Here is an 18,355-nt window from a genome sequence, read left to right as displayed (position 1 = left end):
TCCCACTCTCTCACGACGTGCCATGTTGACAACGTCAACGCAAATGCTGACACTGTCCACATGTCGTGTTGACAACGTCAGCAGGAGAGCTATGAAGATCATGGTGAACGGTGTCCCGCACGAGACGGACGCCGGGAGAGACGACCCGGTCGTGGACGTGCTGCGCGACGGCCTGGGGCTGACCGGGGCCAAGGCGGCGTGCCGCACCGGCGTCTGCGGGGCGTGCACGATCGCGGTGGACGGCACGCCCCAGGCGAGCTGCCTGCTGCCGGCCGCTGCGGTGGAAGGCCGCGCGGTCACCACGGCGGAAGGGCTGGACCATCCCGTCCAGCGGGCGTTCGCCGCCCATGACGGCCTGCAGTGCGGCTACTGCACGCCGGGCTTCGTGGTGGAGGCCGCCGCCTTCGTGGACGCCTGGCGCGCCGAGCACGGCGACGTCACACCGCCGCGCGACCGGATCGCCGCCGCCCTGGCCGGCCATCTGTGCCGCTGCGGCGCGTACGCGGGGATCTACGCGGCCGTCGAGGCCGCCTGCCGGGGCGAGCACGACGGTGAGGCTGCGGCGCCCGCCCGGGTCGAGGCCATGGAGAAGATCACCGGCCACGCCCGGTACACCACCGACGTCCGGCTGGACGGCCAGCTCGAAGGCGCGATCATCCGTTCCGCGCAGGCGCACGCGCGGGTCACGTCGGTGGAGGTGGATCACGCCCACGTGGTGGACCTGCTGCCGCCCGACCGGATCGTCCGCTACGTCGGCCAGCCGATCGCCGCCGTCACCGCCCCCACCCGCCAGGAGGTCCTGGCCATCGCCGAAAGCGCCAGGATCGGCTACGAACCCCTCCCCGCCGCCCTCGACGACGCCCCGGACGCCCCGCCCGTCTACGACGAGCAGAGCAGGAAGCACGCCCCCAGCTCCAGCGAGGGGCTGACGCTGCCCGGCGGCTGGAACGGCAACGTGCGCGGGCCGTTCTCGGGGGTGAGCCGGCGCTCCCGTACGGCGGTGAACCGCATCGAGGCCGCCCGGCGGCGCGCCGACCCGCTGCTGGTGACGGGCACGTTCAGCACGGCGGTGCAGGTGCACACGCCGTTGGAGCCGCACGCGTGCGTGGCCCGCTGGGACGAGCGGGGAGATCTGCACCTGTACCTGTCCACGCAGACGGTGGCCCTGGCCGCCGAGCAGGCGGCCAAGCGCTGGAAGCTGGACGCGAGCCGGGTCCACGTCGTCGCCGACCACGTAGGAGGCGGCTTCGGGGCCAAGTCCGGGATCACCGTGGAGGCCGTGGCCGCCGTGGAGCTTGCCCGGCTCTGCCGCGCACCGGTCCGCGTGGTGCTCAGCCGCGCCGAAGAGCTCACCGACGCGGGCAGCCGGCCCGGTAGCCGGACCAGGATCGCCCTGCTCGCCGACGGCGGCGGCGAATTGTCCGCGCTCGCCATGGACGTGCACGGCCGCGGCGGCGTCGCCATCGGCTCCTCCGCCGCGCTGCTCGCCCGCCTCATGTACGGCACCGCGCCGCGCCGCCTCCGGGACTTCGACATCGTCACGAACGAGCCCCCCGGCACGCCGTTCCGCGGCCCCGGAGCGCCCCCCATGCTGTGGGCGCTGGAGCAGGCCGTGGACGAGATGGCCCACCGCCTCGACGAGGACCCCATCGTGCTGCGCCGCCGCTGGGACGGCAACCCCAAGCGGCACGCCCTCTACGACTGGGCGGCGGCCCTGCCCATCTGGCGCGACCGGCCACGCACCGGGTCACGCTCCGGCCGGTTCCGCCGCGGCGTCGGCGTGGCCGCCGCCAACTGGATGTACCTGGTCGCCCCCGCCACCAAGGTCGAGCTGGAGGTCGAGGGCGACACGGTCGTGGCCCGCACCGCCACCCAGGACATCGGCACCGGCGCCCGCACCGTGATCGCCGGCGTCCTGGCGGAGGAGCTCGGCCTGCCCGCCGACCGGATCCGGGTCGAGATCGGCAGGTCCGGCTTCGTACCGGGACCGCCGGCCCTCGGCAGCCGCACCACCGCCTCCGTCGCCCCAGCCGCCCGCGACGCCGCCCGCCTCCTGCGCGCCCAGGGCCTGCGGCCCGGCGCCAAGGTCGTGGGCCGGCGGCGCGGCGACCGGGGCGGCTACCTCACCCCGTTCCCGGTGCACGGCATGGCGCTCGGCCGCGGGTTCAGCGGCGCCGTGCACGTCACCGAGGTCGAGGTCGACACCCGCCTGGGCACGATCAGGCCGCTGCGCGTCTGGGGCGGCATCGCCGCCGGCCGCATCTACGCCGAACGCCCGGCGCGCAACCAGTGCGAGGGCGGCATCATCCAGGGCCTCGGCTACGCCCTGTACGAGGAACGCCGCACCGACCCCGTCACCGGCACCGTGCTGACCGCCGGCCTCGACGACTACCACATCCCCGGCATCGGCGACACCCCGGAGATGACCATCCACTTCCACCAGGACGGATGGGAGCACGTCAACGGCCACGGCGTCGGCCTGGGCGAGGTCTCCACCGTCGGCGTGGCCGCCTCCGTCGCCAACGCCGTGCACAACGCCACCGGCTGGCGCCCCCACGACCTGCCCATCCGCCCCGACCGGCTCCTCGAAGGGATCAGCCGATGACCGCCCCCACCAGCCTCCTGCCCGCCGGCCTCCTCGGGCTCGTCGAAGGGATCGGCCGATGACCGTCCCCACCGACCTCCTCCCCGCCGACCTCCTCCTGGCCGCCCGGGACGGCGAGCCGCGCGCGGGCGGCACCGACCTGATGAGCCGGCCCGCCGCCGGCCCGCACGTGGACCTGACGGGCCTGCGCGACCTGCCCGGCATGTCCGGCATCACCTGGCAGCCGGACGGCTCCGCCCACATCGGCGCGCTGACCACGATCGCCGACCTCGCCCGCGACGCCCGCCTGCGCGCCGCGTACCCCGCGCTGGCCCTCACCGCGCAGGCGCTGGCCACCCCCCAGATCCGGGCCGTGGCCACCGTCGGCGGCAACCTGCTGCAGCGCAACCGCTGCCGGTACTACCGCAACCCCGCCTTCACCTGCCACCAGAACGGCGGGAACTCCTGCCCGGCCCGCGCCGGCGACACCCTGTACGCGGCCGTGATCGACACCGGCCCCTGCCTGGCCCCGCACCCGTCGTCCCTGGCCATGGCGCTGCTGACCTATGACGCCTCCGTCCAGGTGCACGACCGCGGCCCGCTCCCGATCGCCAGCCTGTACGGGGACGGCTCCGACCCGTCCCGCGACCACCTCCTCGACCCCGGCGAGCTGCTCCTGGCGATCCACCTGCCGCCGCCCGTCGCCGGCGAGCGCGCGGCCTACCACCGGGCCACCGGCCGCTCCGAGGCCGAGTGGCCACTGGTGGAGGCCGTCGCCCGCGTGGTCCTGGACGGCACCCGGATCAGCCACGCCGCGGTGGGCGCCGGCGGCGTCGCCCGGGTCCCGCTGCGGCTGGGCGAGGTGGAGGAGGCCGTCCTGGCGGGCGAGCCGTTCACGGCGGCGGCCGCGCTGACCGCCGCTCGCTGCACGCCGGCATCGGGGAACGCCTACAAGGTCACGCTGCTGGCCGGCACGGTCCTGGAGGTGCTGGAACAAGCCGCGGGCACGTCGGCCTCCTAGTCGCTGGTGCCGGATCGACCGGTCGTACCGCCAGGGGGAGCGGGACTACGAGCGGGCGCCGGTGCGGCGTGGTGCCAGGGACTCGATGTCGAGGATGCGCTCGGCTGTCTCCAGCCAGTCATAGGTTCGGGCCACGTCGGTCGCTGCCAGCAGGAAGCCGACGCTCTCCCGCCCCGAAGGGAGGTCCGTGCGCCGCTTGCCGATGAACCATCTCGTCTGGTTGCTTTGCAGGAGATCGGCCGCATAGATGGCGAGTGCCTTGAACGCCCGGTACCGGCGGTAAGCCTCGTCGTCACCGTCACTGGCGTACCATCGCAGTTCACTGTCGGCGCGAATGCTCTCCCGCAGGGACTGGTACGCCTGCCTGAAGCAGCCCAGCAGCCGCAGGTCATCGTCCGTGAGCCGCCGCTCGAGCACGATTTTGATCAATATCGCCTCGAGGCTGCCCTCCACGGCCGCCGCGCGCTGCAGGCAGTGCCACTGCATGTCGTCCGGAGTCGTGACCTGCTGTGAATGGCGTTTGTGCGCGCTCCACAGGCGCCAGACCTCGATGAAGCATCCGTAGGCGCGATAGAAGCTCTCGACGGCGGCGAGATCGAGCTCTCGCCGCCGTTTGACGTCGTCCCAGCGGTAGGTGATCTGGCTGCCGATCAGCCAGGCCAGCCCCGATGCCAGGACCACCGACAGTAACCCGGTCATGTTGGGCCTCCGAGAACCAGCTCTCCAGGTTCCAGCATGCAACGTCGAGAACCGCCCGGCCTCAAGGATTATGAGGGCGAGGTTTCGGTGAGGAGGTGTTGTTCGAGGACGGCGTCGAGTTGCAGCTCGCGGTACCCGGCCGTGTCGAACAGAACCGTCAGGCGGTCCTCGCCGCGCTGGATGACCTCGCCCGGCCCCCACGTGCGGTGCTCCACGCGGGCGTGCGGGGGGAACGGGCCGGTTTCCTCCTGCCGGCGTTCGGGGGTGCCGGCGAGGCAGGTGTCGCAGTTGCCGCAGGGGTCGGTGAGTTGCTCGCCGAAGTAGCCGAGCAGGAAGCGGCGGCGGCAGTCGTCGGTCTCGGCGTAGTGGCGCATCATCTCCAGCCGGGTGCGTTCGACGTCGCGGCGGCGTTCGGCCAGCCGGCGGGCGAGGTCGGCGGCGGTTTCCGGGCTGGGGGCGTCGGGGGCCGGTTCGATCCGGCGGGCGGACAGGCGGACGGCGCCGGTTCTTTCCAGCAGGTCGAGCAGGAGTGTCAGGCGGCGGGGCGACAGTCCGGTACGGGTGCTCAGCGTCTTGCGGTCGGTGCCCGCGCCGGCCTCGGCGACGGCCTGCGCCACCTCGGTCAGAGTCTCCAGGTCCGGTACGGACGCGGTGAAGTAGCGTTGCAGGCCCAGGTCCTCGGGGCGGTAGAACAGCACCGCCCTGGCGGGGTCGCCGTCGCGGCCGGCCCTGCCGATCTCCTGGTAGTAGGCGTCCGGGGAGCCGGGCACCTCGGCGTGCAGGACGAACCGCACGTCCGGCTTGTCGATGCCCATGCCGAACGCGCTCGTGGCGACCACCACGTCCAGGTCGCCGGCCATGAACCGGCCGTGGACGTCGTCGCGTTCCGAGCGGCGCAACCCGGCGTGGTAGGGGGCGGCCCGCACGCCCGCGTCGGTGAGCAGGTCGCTGAGGCGGTGGGTCTGCTTGCGTACCGCCGTGTAGACGATGCCCGGCCCTGTTTCCTCGCGCACCGTGGCGACGATGTCGGGGGCGGGGTCGTCGAGCATCCGGCGTACCGTGAGCGAGATGTTGGGGCGGTCGAAGCCCTGGACGATCTCCATGGGGTCGCGCAGGCCCAGCCGTTCGGTGATCTCCGCCCGCACCGGCGGGGCGGCGGTGGCGGTCAGGGCCGCGATCGGCGGGCGGCCCAGCGCCTCGGCCACCGCCCCGAGCCGCAGGTAGTCGGGCCGGAAGTCGTGTCCCCACGAGGAGATCAGGTGGGCCTCGTCCACGACCAGGAGGGAGGGTCCGGCGGCGGCCAGGTCGCGGACGACGTCGGGCTTGGCCAGCTGCTCCGGCGCGCAGAACAGGAACTCCGTCTCCCCGGCCCGCAGCGACTCGAAGGTCGTCCTGCGCTCGCCGGCCGGGGTGCCGGCGTCCAGGCTCACCGCCTCCTCGTCGCGCTCGCGCAGCGCCTCGACCTGGTCGCGCTGCAGGGCGATCAGCGGGGAGACCACGACGGTGGGGCCGGGCAGGAGCAGCGCGGGCACCTGGTAGATCGCCGACTTGCCGCCGCCGGTCGGCATCACGACCAGGGCGTCCCGGCCTTGCGCGAGCGCGGTCATCGCGGCCAGCTGGCCGGGCCGCAGGTCGGTCAGGCCCAGCGCCCGCCGCGCCACCCGTTCACACTCGGCGCTCACCTCTGTCATCGGACCTCCCGCCGCGCTCGCACTGCCGGATTGTCGTTCCTGCCCCCGCAGGCGACGGGCATGTCACCCGGCGCGGTTCATGGCGCCTCCGGATGAGCGCGGGCGTGATGGCCGGACGGGGCAGCTCTTACGCGGTCACCCGTGCGGGAGGAGTCTCCTCCTTGGCCGCAGGCTGCGGTCCGCGGACGGCGGTGTAGACGAGCAGGATGCCCATGACGGCGACCCCCGCCCACATCGCCTGCTGCCAGCCCTCGACGAACGACTGCCGGGCGGCATCGACCAGTGCCCGCGCGTGGGGGCCGGCGCTGCCGGCGGCCTCGATGGCGTTGGCGACGCCCTGGCGGGCGGCGTCCGCCGCGCCCTGGGGGAGGCCGGCGAGCCGGTCGTCGACGGCGCCGCGGTAGCCGCTCGCCAGGAGGGCGCCGAGCAGGGCGACGCCGAGCGCGGTGCCGAACTCGCGGGTGATGTCGTTGAGCGCGGAGGCGACCCCCTGCTTGTCGCGGGGCAGGGAGCCGGTGATGGCCTCGGTGGAGGGCGTCATGGCCAGGCCCATGCCGATGCCCATGGCGAGCATGCCGGGCAGGATGGACGGGTAGCCGCCGTCGACGGAGACGATGCCGGCCATGAGGGCGAGACCGGCGCCGAACAGCGCGATCCCGGTCGCCATGGTGGCGCGGGCGCCGATGCGCGCGGCCAGGTGGGGCGCCAGGCCGGAGGTCGCCATCATCAGCACGGCCATGGGCATCATCGCCAGCGTCGACAGCAGCCCCGACCAGCCGAGGACGGCTTGCAGGAACGGGAAGAGCACCACGAACACGCCCGCCTGGACGCCGAAGACCGCCAGGAGCGTGATGGAGCCGCCGGCCAGGCCGCGCTCGCGGAAGAGCCGCACGTCCAGGAGGGACGCGTCCGCGCGGCGCAGCTCCCAGACCACGAAGAAGATCAGGGCGGCCAGGCCGGCGACGAGGGCGGCCAGGGTGACGGGGGAGCTCCAGCCGCGCTCCGGGCCTTCCTGGAGGACGAAGATGAGGCCCACGACGGCGACGACGGAGGCCAGCGCGCCGACGGTGTCGAAGGGGTGCCCGGAGCGCTCGCGGGAGTCGGGCACCGATCGCATCATGCCGAGCGAGACGAGGACCAGGACGACGGGCAGCAGGAACAGCCACCGCCAGTGCGCGACGTCCACGAGCAGGGCGGACAGGAACATGCCGATGATGCCGCCGCTTCCGGCGACGCCGGTCCACACGCCGATCGCCTTGCCGCGCTGCTCGTCGGGGAAGGTCGAGGTGATCACGGCGAGGGTGATCGGCATGATCACCGCCGCGCCCACGCCGCTGAGCACGCGGGCGGCGATCATGACGTCGGCGGACGGGGCCAGGCCCGCGAGCGCACTGGCGGCCCCGAAGATGATCAGGCCGCTGACCAGCATGGGCTTGCGGCCCAGCCGGTCACCGATCGCGCCGAGCGGGAGCAGCAGGGCGGCCAGGGTGAGGGTGTAGACGTTGATGATCCACAGGATGGTGGTCTGCGAGGCGCCGAACTCGACGGCCATGTCGGGCTGGGCGACGTTCAGCCCGGTCACCGAGGCGATGACCGCCATCAACGCGACACAGACGGCGATCAGGATGGTGCGCAGCCGGCGCGCGTCGGGCACGCCGGTTTCCGCGTGGTTGGTGCTCATGAGGTTCCTCTCGATCAAGGCAGGCCGAGGCCGCCATCGGCGACGTTAGCCACGCCTTGCACGATGGGCATAGCATCTTGCCTATGAAGCAAGAAGATGAGGACCTGGACAGCCTCGTACGCAAACGCATCCGCGCCCTCCGGGTCGCGCAGGGCTGGTCCCTGGAGGAGCTGGCCACCCGTGCCCGGCTCAGCCAGTCCTCGCTGAGCCGCATCGAGAACGGTCGGCGGCGCCTCGCCCTCGATCAGCTCGTCACCCTCGCCCGCGCCCTGGACACCTCACTCGACCAGCTGGTCGAGACCGCCAGTGACGACGTCGTCATCAGCCCGAAGATCGACGGCACGCAGGGCTGGATGCGCTGGCCGGTCAAGGGCGACCCCGGCATGACCGTCATGCGCCGGCGCCTGACCGAGCCGCCGCCCGACAACCCGGCCCGTATGCGCGCCCATCCGGGCCGGGAGTGGCTGGTCGTCCTGTCCGGCACGGCGGCTCTCATGCTGGGCCACCGCCGCATCCGTCTGGAGGCCAACCAGGCCGCCGAGTTCCCGACGATGATGCCGCACGCCATCGGCGCCGAGGGCGGGCCGTGCGAGATCATGGGCATCTTCGACCGGGACGCGCGGCGCGGGCACCAGCGTGACGGCGGCGACACCCGGAAGCCCGGCGACTGAGCCGGAGCCGGCATGGGTGGGGGATGACGGCCGGCCTGCTTTGCAACGCCTTAGTAACATTTTACCGGGCCGCTCTGGTCGATCATGTCCGGCGAAGGTTACTGATGTCATCAGACGTCCTCTTCGGCCCAGCCTCCCAGGTTGACGTCGGCCACGGAATGTTAGCGCTAACACTGCCGAGTGAAGGGAAGACGGACCATGACAGCCTCCGACCAGCCAGGAGTCAGCCGCCGCACCTTCGTCCGCGCGTCGGCCGTCGGGCTGGCGCTGGCCGCGACGGCCAGGCCGCTCCCGGCGGCGGCGCGGACCTCGGCCCCAGGGGCCGCCGGGATCCCGTACGTCGGCGCGGGCAGCAACACGCCGGTCAGGCCGTTCCCGCTCGGTGAGGTGCGCCTGAACGCGGGCCTGCTGCAGGAGAAGCGGGACCGGATGAAGGCGTTCCTGCGGGCGTACGACGAACGCCGCTTCCTCATGCTCTTCAACGACCAGGCCGGCCGGCCGAACCCGCCGGGCTTGCAGCTGCCCGGCGGCTGGGAGGACGGCGGGCTGCTGAGCGGCCACTGGGCCGGCCACTACCTGAGCGCCCTCGCCCAGGCGTACGCGGACCAGGGCGAGCAGGTCTTCAAGGACAAGCTCGACTGGATGGTGGACGAGCTGGCCGCGTGCCAGGCCGCGATCACCGCCCGGATGGACACGCCCGGCGGGGGCAATGAGCCGGAGGAGCCGGTCATCGGCCGGGTCGAGGGACGCTTCGGCAAGGGCCTGCGACTCAACGGCGGCAGCGGCGCTGAGCACCTGCGCCTGCCGCAGGAGGCGGTGTCGCAGCTCACCGACTTCACGATCGCGACCTGGGTCAACCTCGCCACGGCACAGACCTGGAGCAGGATCTTCGACTTCGGCCAGAACACGACGGTGAACATGTTCCTGACGGCCCGCTCGGGCGCGGCGGGAAACCCGCCGCGCTTCGCCATCACCGTCGGCGGCAGCGGCCAGGAGCAGCAGATCACCGGCCCGTCGGCCGTGCCGGCGGGGGAGTGGGTGCACCTGGCCGTCACCCTCGCGGGCGGCGTCGGGACGCTGTACGTCAACGGCGCGGCGGTGGCCACGAACCCCGGCATGTCGCTCGACCCGACGAGCCTCGGCGTCCCCGGCAACATCTGGATCGGCCGCTCCCAGTACGGCGACCCGCTGCTCGACGCGACGATCGACGAGTTCCACATCTTCGACCGGGCCCTCGGCGCCGCTGAGGTCCAGTCCCTCACGACGTCGGCCGCGGGCTCCACCGGAGGCGGGAACATCGCCTGGTACCGCTTCGACGAGGACGGCGGGTCGAGCGCGCTCGACTCCTCACCGAACGGCCGCGACGCCGGCATCGTCCCCGTCACGCAGGGCGGCGGCGGGTTATGGGTGTCCACCCATCCCGGCTATCTCGGCGCCGTCCCGGAGGACGCGGTGATCCGGCTGGGGCCGCCCCGGTTCGCCGTGTACGGCAGCAACCCCGACACGAACGTCTGGGCGCCCTGGTACACCCAGCACAAGATCATGCGGGGCCTGCTGGACGCGTACACCCTGACCGGCAACGAGCGGGCCCGGGACGTGGTCGTCAGGATGGCGGAGTGGGCGCACCTCGCCCTGACCGTCGGCGACAAGAACCACCCGCAGTACGAGGGCCCCATCACGAGGAGCGACCTCGACCTCATGTGGGACACCTACATCGCCGGCGAGTACGGCGGCGCGAACGAGGTGTTCCCGGAGATCTACGCCCTGACCGGCGACGAGCGGCACCTGGAGACGGCGAAGCTGTTCGACAACCGGGAGTCCCTCTTCGGCGCCTGCGTCGAGAACCGCGACATCCTCGTGGTGACCGACCCCGCCAAGCTCGGCCGCCGCCGCCCGGCCCGGCTGCACGTCAACCAGCACGTGCCCAACTTCGTCGGCTACCTGCGGATCTTCGAGCAGGGCGGCGGCCCGGACTACCTGCGGGCGGCGGCGAACTTCTTCGGCATGGTCGTCCCGCACCGCATGTTCTCGCACGGCGGCACCGGCGGGAACTATCCGGGCTCCAACAACAACCTGGAGATGTTCCAGAACCGGGACAACATCGCCAACGCGCTCGCCCAGAGCGGCGCGGAGACCTGCTCCGTCTACAACGTCTCCAAGCTGGCCCGCAACCTCTTCTTCCACACCCGGGACCCGGCCTACGTCGACTACTACGAGCGGGCCGTCCTCAACCAGATCGCCGGCTCGCGGGCCGACACGGCCACGACGGGCAACCCGCAGGTCACCTACTTCCAGCCGGTGGGGCCGGGCGCGAGCAGGTCGTACGGCAACACCGGCACCTGCTGCGGCGGAACGGGGCTGGAGAACCACACCAAGTACCAGGACACCGTCTACTTCAAGTCGGCCGACGGCTCGGCCCTCTGGGTCAACCTCTTCGTGCCCTCGACCGTGACGTGGGCGGAGAAGGGCTTCACCGTGACCCAGGAGACGGCCTTCCCGCGCGAGGCCGGGACGAGGCTGCGCATCGACGGCAGCGGCCGCCTCGACATCAGGCTGCGCGTCCCCGCCTGGGCCCGCAACGGCTTCACCGTGCTGGTCAACGGGACCAGGGCGCCGGTGGGGGCGGCGAAGCCGGGCACGTACGTGACGCTGCGCCGCACCTGGCGCCGTGGGGACGTCGTCGAGGTGTCGATGCCGTTCGGCATCCGGATCGAGCGCGCCCTCGACCGCCCGGACACGCAGTCGGTCATGTGGGGCCCCCTGCTCATGCCGATCGTCGGCGACCCCGGGAGCGGTGGCTACCGCGAGCTGTCGCTCTACCGCTACCTCAAGCGGGACGGCGACTACGCGCGCGCCGCCATCACGCCGGCCGGTACGAGCCCGGCGGGCGACCCGCTCTTCACGACGCACGGCTTCACCCTGCGCCCGTGGTACGTCGGGGACACCCAGCCCCATTCCGCCTACTTCCGCCGGGTGGAGCCGCAGATCGTCTTCGGGAGCATCGACTCCGGCGTGCCCAACGTGAGGCGCGACGACGGGCTGCCGAAGTACGACGTCCCGGTCAGCGGGATCCCGTCGCCCGGCACCGACGGCCTGACGTTCCTCGACGTGGTGTGGGACCAGGCGCCGTTCGCGACCCACGGGGCGTTCGTCTCCACGGTCGCGAGGACGGCGGCGGAGTTCGTGCGGGCGGGGCGCCTGACCGGGGCGCAGCAGGACGCGGTGGTGGCGGCCGCGGCGAGCGCGCGCAAGGAGCTGACCCCGGAGCCGTAGGGGCTGAGGCGGGAAATGCCCGCCTTATGCCCGGGTGACGCCCTGGTTCGCGTACGGCGTGATCTTCACAATCGAGCCGTGAAACTCCAGCGAATCATCCGGTCCTTACCCATCACGACCCTCTCGCTCCTGATGGTCATCTCTTCGGCGGTGCTCTGGGCAGGGGCGACGCCGGCCCAGGCGGTGCGGGGCGGCGGCCCCGTGACCGACGGCACCTGGGGCTTCGTGGCGAAGGTGAACGTGGGCGAGACCCACGGCTGCACCGGAGCCCTGATCAGCCCGCAGTGGGTGCTCACCGCCACCAGTTGCTTCGCCTCCCCGGGGCAGCCGCTGACGAGCGGGGCGCCGAAGACCGCGACGACGGTCACGGTCGGCAGGACGGACCTGTCCGGTACGGGCGGGCGGGTGCTGCCGGTGGAGTGGATCCACCCGCACCCCACCCGGGACGTCGTCCTGGTCAAGCTGACCCTGCGGGCCGTCGGCATCACGCCTGTCACGCTCGGCTCCACCGCCCCTGTCTCGGGGGACGCGCTGCAGGTCGCCGGCTTCGGCCGGACCGCCGAGCAGTGGGCGCCCGGCCTGCTGCACGCCGCGCCGGTCGTGGCCGGGACCGTGGCCGCCGGCTCGTTCGGCTGGAGCGCGGCGAGCGGCGACGTAAGCGCCTGCCAGGGGGACGCGGGCGCGCCGGTGCTCCGCACGAACGGGAGCCGCGCGGAGCTCGTCGGGCTCAGCTCCGGCTCGGGACAGGGCGGCTGCCTCGGCGCCGCCGCCGACGGGACGCGCGGCGGCGACGCGATGCGGGTGGACGACCTGGCGAGCTGGATCCGCACCGCCGCCCCCGAACCCACCACGTCCTTCGCCCAGTACGGGTCCAGCCTGACCGGGATCGGCGGCTACGACCTGAAGGACGACCGCGACCAGGTGGTGGCCTTCGACTACGAGCATTCGGGCAAGCTCGACCACCTGGTGCTCTACCGGCCGGGCACGCAGATCGTCTCCATCGTCAAGCGGAACACCGACGGCACCTACGCCTCGGTCTTCTCCTCGACCACGGGCATCGGCGGCTACGACCTGAAGGACGCGCGGGACCGCATCATCGCCTTCGACTACAAGGGCACGGGCAAGCTGGACCACCTGCTGCTCTACCGCCCGGGCGGGGAGACGGCCTGGATCCTCGAGCACGGCACCGGCACCACGTTCAAGGCCGTCTTCCACAGCTCGGACGGCATCGGCGGCTACGACCTGAAGCGGGACGAGGACCAGATCATCGCCTTCGACTACGCGGGATCGGGCAAGCAGGACCATCTGCTGCTGTACCGGCCGGGGATCGGCACGGTCCACATCCTGCAGCGCGGCGGCGCCGCGTTCGCGCCGGTCTTCGCCACCGTCGACGGCGGGATCGGCGGCTACAACATGAAGGACGTCCGGGACCGGATCATCGCCTTCGACTACGAGGGCACGGGCAAGCTGGACCACCTGGTGCTCTACCGCCCGGGCGGGGAGACGGCCTGGATCCTCGAGCACGGCACGGGCACCACGTTCAGAGCCGTCTTCAACAGCTCGACCGGCATCGGCGGCTACGACCTGAAGAGCACGGCCGACCGGATCATCGCCTACGACTACGAGCACTCGGGGCGGCTGGACCACCTGCTGCTCTACCGTCCCGGCGGGAAGACGGCCTGGATCCTGAAGCACGGCGCGGGCAACGCGTTCACGGCGGTGTTCCACAGCTCGGCCGGCATCGGCGGCTACGACCTGGAGATGGCGAAGGACCGCATGATCGCCTTCGACTACCGCGGCACGGGCGGGCAGAGCCACCTGTTCCTCTACCGGCCGGGCGACGGGATCACCTACTTCGCCGGACGGGCTCTCCCGCCGGTACGGGTGGTGCCGGTCACGGTGACGCCGGTCATCGGCCAGGACTCCATCGTGGAGCGGTACGCCTACCCCCTGAACTTCCCGCACGCCTACGCGGGCACCTCCGGCCAGGCCGACTGGGGCACGGACGAGGCCGAGGCGCGCAACTTCGAGCTGATCTCCGGCAACGGCGGGCTCATCTGGGTCTCGTGCACCGTGTCCCCCGAGAACGGGGTCGGCGTGATCAAGGTGTTCCCCGGGCTGCTGAACGGCCAGACCGAGATCGGCGAGCCGCATCTCGGCGTGACGGCGGTCTGCTTCAAGGTGCTCGGCGCCGGCGGCTGGGTGAAGCTGCGCATCCCGAACGTCTACGAGGTGCAGGGGGACAGCCGCTCGCCAGGGGCCGGCCATGACGTGGACGCGACGGTCGTGAACGTGTCCTCCGGCGCGGAGCGGACCAAGCGCGTCGAGCGGGACGAGAGCGAGCAGTTCGGGCGTACGGACACCACCTGCGACGAGGGACACCCGGACTATCCCGACAACTGCCGCGAGACCCTGCTGGAGCTGCGGGTCGTCGCCTGACAACGTGACGGCCGGCCACCGTCCGGGGGCCGGCCGTTCCCCCATTCCTTGATCGTGTGGACGGAAGCGGTGGACGTGAAGACGAATCGAGCGTTACGTGGCACGGGAGTCGTGGGCAGCGTGCTCGCGTTGCTTCTCGTGGGCAGCCCGATCACCGAGGCCGCGGCGGCGGACCCGCCGGCCGCGCCGGTGTGCGAGCGCCAGGTGGTGTTGGAGGCGTGGGTCACGGGCGGCGTGAACGTGCGCCCGGCCGCCGAGCAGGCCCTGCTCGGGGACAAGGCGGCGATCTGCGCCATGCTGGCCGAGCTGCCCCGCCTCACGGCGCAGGACGACCGCGAGCAGGTCGGCCGCATCAAGGCGCACGGCGAGGCCGAGGTGGCCGCCGCCGCCAACGCGGCGCTGCGCTCCGACGACTCCGGCGCCGTGTCAAAGTTTCTCGACGGCGGCTGGCAGAGCGCGCGGGAGATCGACCTGCGCGCCGGCGTGAACCGGATGAAGGCGGCCGGCGGGCCCGAGGTCAAGGCCGCCGCCAACGCGGTGCTGCGCAACGGGTCGCGCGAGGCCCTGGGGCAGTTCATCGAGTCGGGGTGGCGGCTGCCGTACAAGCTGGACCTGCGGGCGGTCGTCAACCGCGCGATGGCGGAGGGCGGCCCGCAGGTGCAGGCCGCGGCGAACCGGGCGCTGCAGGACGGCAGCCTGGAGATGCAGGAGAGATTCGTCCAGATCGACTGGGGCGTGGCCCAGGCCAGGGACAACGAGAACCAGACCCTCAACGACCTGCGGGCGAGCGCCACGGAGGCGACCCGGCTCGCGGCGTTCGAGACGGTCTCCGCGGTCGCGCAGGCCGACCGCGCGAAAGCCGAGGCCGCGGCGGCCAAGGCCGACGCGCAGGACGCGGAACGCCTCGCCTCGCTGGCCGGGCAGGAGTCGGCGGAGGCCAAGCGGCAGGCCCGGCGCGCGGCCGAGGCCGCCGACCGCGCCGCGGTCGCCTCCAGCATCGCCGTCCAGGCCGCGCGGGCCGCCGCGCAGGCCGCCCGCGCGGCGGCCGGCGCCGCCGGACGCGCGGCGACCGCGGCGGCGCGGGCGCACACGAAGTCCGACGAGGCGTGGGCGGCAGCGGCGGCGGCGGAGCTGGACGCCAAGGCCGCCGCCGACGCGGAGAACCACAACCGGGTCATGCAGCAGATCGGGCCGCAGATCACCGCCTGGCTCTCGCCCATCGACCAGATCACCGCCGTGACGCAGCAGGCCTACGCCGCGGTCGCCGCCGCCGACTCGGCGCGGGCGAACACCGCCGCCGCCGGGCGCGCCGCCGAGGCCGCCGGCCGGTACGCGGGGCAGGCCAGCGCCGAGGCCAAGGCCGCGTTCGCGGCGGCGGCCCGCGCGGGAGCCAGCGCCGAGCGGGCGAAACGCGCCACCGAGGAGACCGTGCGCCAGGCCGACATCGCCAAGGACGCGGCCGGCAAGGCCCGGGACGCCGCGACGCGCGCGGTGACGTACGCCGAGCAGGCGGCGAGCGCCGCGAAGAGCGCGGCCGAGCACGCGGGCAACGCCGTCAACGCGGCCGAGCTGGCGACGCAGCACGCCAACAACGCCTACCGCGCGGCGGAGGACGCCTTGCAGGCCGCCGAGACGGCGCAGACCGTCTACAAGGCGGCACGCGCGGCGGACGCCGAACGGCTCAAGCACGAGCTCGAACTCGAGCTGTCCTTCGCCCGGCACGTCAGCCAGAAGGCCGCCGAGGCCCGCCTGGGCGACGCCCGCGGCTTCGCGGCGCCGATGCGCCGCTACCACACGCCCGAGATCGACGCGCTGATCGCCGAGGCCGCGAACCCGCAGGCCGACATCGCGACGGCCGCCCGCAAGGCGCGCGAGGTGGCCCGCTACTTCGCGACCGTGCCCGGCACGTGGACCAGCTCGGCGGCCATGGCGGCGCTCGGCGAGGACGACGACGTCCGTACCGTCGCCTTCGTCAAGACCGGGCTCGCCGCCGCCGAGGAGCAGGACGACCGCACGACCCTGACCGGTCTCATGCCCACCGGCACCCCCGCCATGAGAGCCGCCGCGCAGCAAGCCCTCGACGGCGCGTGGGCCGACGTCGTCGCCTTCCTCGACGACCCCGACTATCCCGAGCTGGCCGCCGAGCAGCGCGAGCAGGTCGGCCGCATCCTCGCCGAGGCCCGCGAGGCCGGCCACGCCCAGACCGAGGAGGCGGCGAACCTCGCCCTGCGCTCGGACGACCCCGGCGCCCTCCAGGAGTTCCTGGACGTCAAGCACAACACCGCCTACACCATGGACATCCGCTCGAAGGTCGGCGCGATCGCCGGCGACGCCTCCAACGGCACCGAGGTGCGCAACGGCGCCCAGATCGCGCTGGCCGGCACGACGGCGATGCAGGCCGAGTTCCTGGAGGTGGAGCGGCACCGCGCGGCCGAGCGCGACTACGCGACCGCCACCCACAACTACATCGCCACGTCCCTGATGATCGAGACGTCGGAGATCGCGCAGCGCGCCGTCGACTTCGCCCGCACCGCGCAGGCCGCCGCGGCGGAGGCCCGGGGCGCGGCGGAGGAGGCCATCGGGTACGCCAACGCCGCCGGCCGAGCGGCCGACCAGGCGCGGACGTACGCCACCGAGGCCGTCGCCCACGCCCGCGACGCCGCCGCCTCTGCCGAACGGGCCGCGCAGGCCGTGCGCACCGCCGCCGCGGCGGCCCAGCAGGCGCAGCAGTCGGCCGGCAGGGCGTCGCTGTCAGCCCGCTGGGCCCGCGCGTCCGCCGTCTCGGCGGCGCAGGACGCGGCCGGCGCCTACGCCGCCTACGACACCGCGTACGCTGCGCAGATCCGGGCCGGCAACAGCGCCTCGGAAGCGGCCAGGATCGCCGCCGAGGTGTTCGACCACTACCGGGAAGAGGCCCAGCGCCGCCTGAACACGCTGAAAGGCGAATGGCTGGGGCACTGCAAATGGGGGCCGGAGGACGGCCTGCCCGGATACCACGACTGCAGCGCCTACGTGGAGGACATTCTCAACGACCCCAAGGGGCCGCTGCACGACCCGGACGGCTACGCGCACGCGAACGCCGAGCAGTGCCGGCGGCAGTTCGTCGGCAAGGCACTGGACGCGTGCCTGTCCGTCGTCATGAGCCCCCTGTTCTCCGCCGCGAAGACGGGGATCTCCGACCGGGAGACGGAGACCCACCGTCTCGCCGAGGAGTACATCAGCCTGACCGCGCTGGACCTGTTCAACGCCGCCCAGCAGTACGGGATGATCAGCGATTGCAAGTCCGCTTTCAAGGGCGCCCTCAGCGGCCGGGTGTCCAGCTTCTCGGACTGCATCACCGGAGCCTTCGACCTGTCGGAGGATCCCAACTGGAACGAGAACGCGAGCCAGTGGAAGGGCACCTTCGTGGAGTCGCTCATCCCGGAGGAGCTGCGCTTCGCCGAGTACAACTCGATCTGGGGGCCGATGTACCTGCTCCACCACATGTCCGACCGCACGATCATCGTGGCGACCTACGAGTCCTCGCTGGCGACCTCGCTGGTGCGGATGTTGCCCATCGGCTGCGTCCAGGAGGGCGGGCAGTGCCCGTACGCGGACGCCGCGAGCAAGCTCAGGGACGTCAGCGAATCGATCAAGCAGCTCAACAACCAGGGCTACATCGTCGACGAGTCCGGGCGGGTGCTCGACGCGAACGGCCTGCCGATCGCGAGCCTGCCCCCCGCCGACGACCTGTCGAAATGGGCGAACTACACGGTCGAGAGCGGCCTGCACGACGACCTCGCCGCCCTGGAGAACCGCCTCGACCTGCTGTACCGGCAGCAGTTCGGCCTGCCCATGGCGCCTCCGGCCTGGCACCTGGAGACGCAGCTCGCCTACCGCGTCGCCACGCGGGAGGTGGCCCTGCGCGACTCCACGCTGCGGCTCGTCATGAACAACCCGGGCGGCGTCTGCGACGCGGTGCCGCTCACCGGCACCGGGCCCGACCGGCAGCGGCAGGCGGTGGCGGGGTGCATCCAGGCCGTCAAGATGCTGCTTCCGGCCGGCACCACGATGATCATCTACTATCCCGATCCGGATGATCCGGCGGAGCTGCTCGAAATCACCGTGCGCGGGGTCGGGCGCTGGCTGGACTGAAAACCCGCGGGTGAATTCCGGCGAAGGCGCGGCCGTCGAAAGACGCCGCGCCTTCGGCCCGCGCGATTTCCCGATTGCGCTGTCTTGACCGGGAAAACGGGCCCGTGTTTCAATCCAGGGCCGCTTTTCTGCGGCGTACCGAATCGCGGGGGATCGGAGACA

The 18,355-nt window shown here is 72.7% G+C and carries 9 protein-coding genes; 6 read left to right on the top strand and 3 right to left on the bottom strand.

Annotation, left to right across the window (positions count from 1 at the left end):
• Nucleotides 1-91 precede the first annotated feature (91 nt).
• Both KIS93_RS59475 and KIS93_RS59470 read left to right on the top strand, forming a co-directional pair.
• Nucleotides 92-2,605 (top strand): molybdopterin-dependent oxidoreductase, encoded by a 2,514-nt coding sequence (locus KIS93_RS59475; protein WP_186405106.1) that lies wholly within the window; start codon nucleotides 92-94, stop codon nucleotides 2,603-2,605.
• Between the two features lie 58 nt (nucleotides 2,606-2,663).
• A complete protein-coding gene (locus KIS93_RS59470) occupies nucleotides 2,664-3,605 on the top strand; it encodes an FAD binding domain-containing protein (RefSeq protein WP_080039834.1) in 942 nt (313 codons plus the stop codon).
• A gap of 45 nt (nucleotides 3,606-3,650) precedes the next feature.
• Here KIS93_RS59470 and KIS93_RS59465 read toward each other — a convergent pair whose 3' ends face one another.
• From KIS93_RS59465 to KIS93_RS59455, 3 genes are all read right to left on the bottom strand, one after another.
• Nucleotides 3,651-4,304 (bottom strand): hypothetical protein, encoded by a 654-nt coding sequence (locus tag KIS93_RS59465; RefSeq protein ID WP_080039833.1) that lies wholly within the window; start codon nucleotides 4,302-4,304, stop codon nucleotides 3,651-3,653.
• A gap of 68 nt (nucleotides 4,305-4,372) precedes the next feature.
• On the bottom strand, nucleotides 4,373-5,995 hold the full coding sequence (locus tag KIS93_RS59460) for a RecQ family ATP-dependent DNA helicase (RefSeq protein ID WP_080039832.1): 1,623 nt from the start codon (nucleotides 5,993-5,995) through the stop codon (nucleotides 4,373-4,375).
• 127 nt (nucleotides 5,996-6,122) lie between these two features.
• Nucleotides 6,123-7,676, bottom strand: a complete 1,554-nt coding sequence (locus tag KIS93_RS59455) for an MFS transporter (RefSeq protein WP_080039831.1) — start codon at nucleotides 7,674-7,676, stop codon at nucleotides 6,123-6,125.
• An 83-nt stretch (nucleotides 7,677-7,759) separates the two neighbouring features.
• On the opposite strand from KIS93_RS59455, the gene KIS93_RS59450 reads away from it, so the two are divergent.
• The 4 genes from KIS93_RS59450 to KIS93_RS59435 all read left to right on the top strand — a co-directional run bounded on the left by KIS93_RS59450 (nucleotide 7,760) and on the right by KIS93_RS59435 (nucleotide 18,193).
• Nucleotides 7,760-8,347 (top strand): helix-turn-helix domain-containing protein, encoded by a 588-nt coding sequence (locus KIS93_RS59450; protein WP_186405105.1) that lies wholly within the window; start codon nucleotides 7,760-7,762, stop codon nucleotides 8,345-8,347.
• A 198-nt stretch (nucleotides 8,348-8,545) separates the two neighbouring features.
• On the top strand, nucleotides 8,546-11,620 hold the full coding sequence (locus KIS93_RS59445; protein WP_080039830.1) for a beta-L-arabinofuranosidase domain-containing protein: 3,075 nt from the start codon (nucleotides 8,546-8,548) through the stop codon (nucleotides 11,618-11,620).
• A gap of 78 nt (nucleotides 11,621-11,698) precedes the next feature.
• Nucleotides 11,699-14,059 carry a S1 family peptidase gene (locus KIS93_RS59440; RefSeq protein WP_186405104.1) on the top strand — a complete coding sequence of 787 codons (2,361 nt, stop codon included), beginning with the start codon at nucleotides 11,699-11,701 and terminating at the stop codon, nucleotides 14,057-14,059.
• Between the two features lie 75 nt (nucleotides 14,060-14,134).
• Entirely contained in the window at nucleotides 14,135-18,193 is a 4,059-nt protein-coding gene (locus tag KIS93_RS59435; protein ID WP_155127766.1) for a DddA-like double-stranded DNA deaminase toxin, read from the top strand.
• The last annotated feature ends 162 nt before the right edge of the window (nucleotides 18,194-18,355 follow it).

Origin of the sequence: [Actinomadura] parvosata subsp. kistnae (assembly GCF_900323885.1) — a bacterium.
Taxonomy (GTDB): domain Bacteria; phylum Actinomycetota; class Actinomycetes; order Streptosporangiales; family Streptosporangiaceae; genus Nonomuraea; species Nonomuraea composti.
Note: the sequence above shows the minus strand (reverse complement) of the source record. Positions and strands in the feature narration are given on the sequence as shown.

Bases quoted from the DNA above. Each gene is read 5' to 3' on its own strand.
- KIS93_RS59475 (WP_186405106.1), top strand. From the start codon at position 92: ATGAAGATCATGGTGAACGGTGTCCCGCACGAGACGGACGCCGGGAGA.
- KIS93_RS59470 (WP_080039834.1), top strand. From the start codon at position 2,664: ATGACCGTCCCCACCGACCTCCTCCCCGCCGACCTCCTCCTGGCCGCC.
- KIS93_RS59465 (WP_080039833.1), bottom strand. From the start codon at position 4,304: ATGACCGGGTTACTGTCGGTGGTCCTGGCATCGGGGCTGGCCTGGCTG.
- KIS93_RS59460 (WP_080039832.1), bottom strand. From the start codon at position 5,995: ATGACAGAGGTGAGCGCCGAGTGTGAACGGGTGGCGCGGCGGGCGCTG.
- KIS93_RS59455 (WP_080039831.1), bottom strand. From the start codon at position 7,676: ATGAGCACCAACCACGCGGAAACCGGCGTGCCCGACGCGCGCCGGCTG.
- KIS93_RS59450 (WP_186405105.1), top strand. From the start codon at position 7,760: ATGAAGCAAGAAGATGAGGACCTGGACAGCCTCGTACGCAAACGCATC.
- KIS93_RS59445 (WP_080039830.1), top strand. From the start codon at position 8,546: ATGACAGCCTCCGACCAGCCAGGAGTCAGCCGCCGCACCTTCGTCCGC.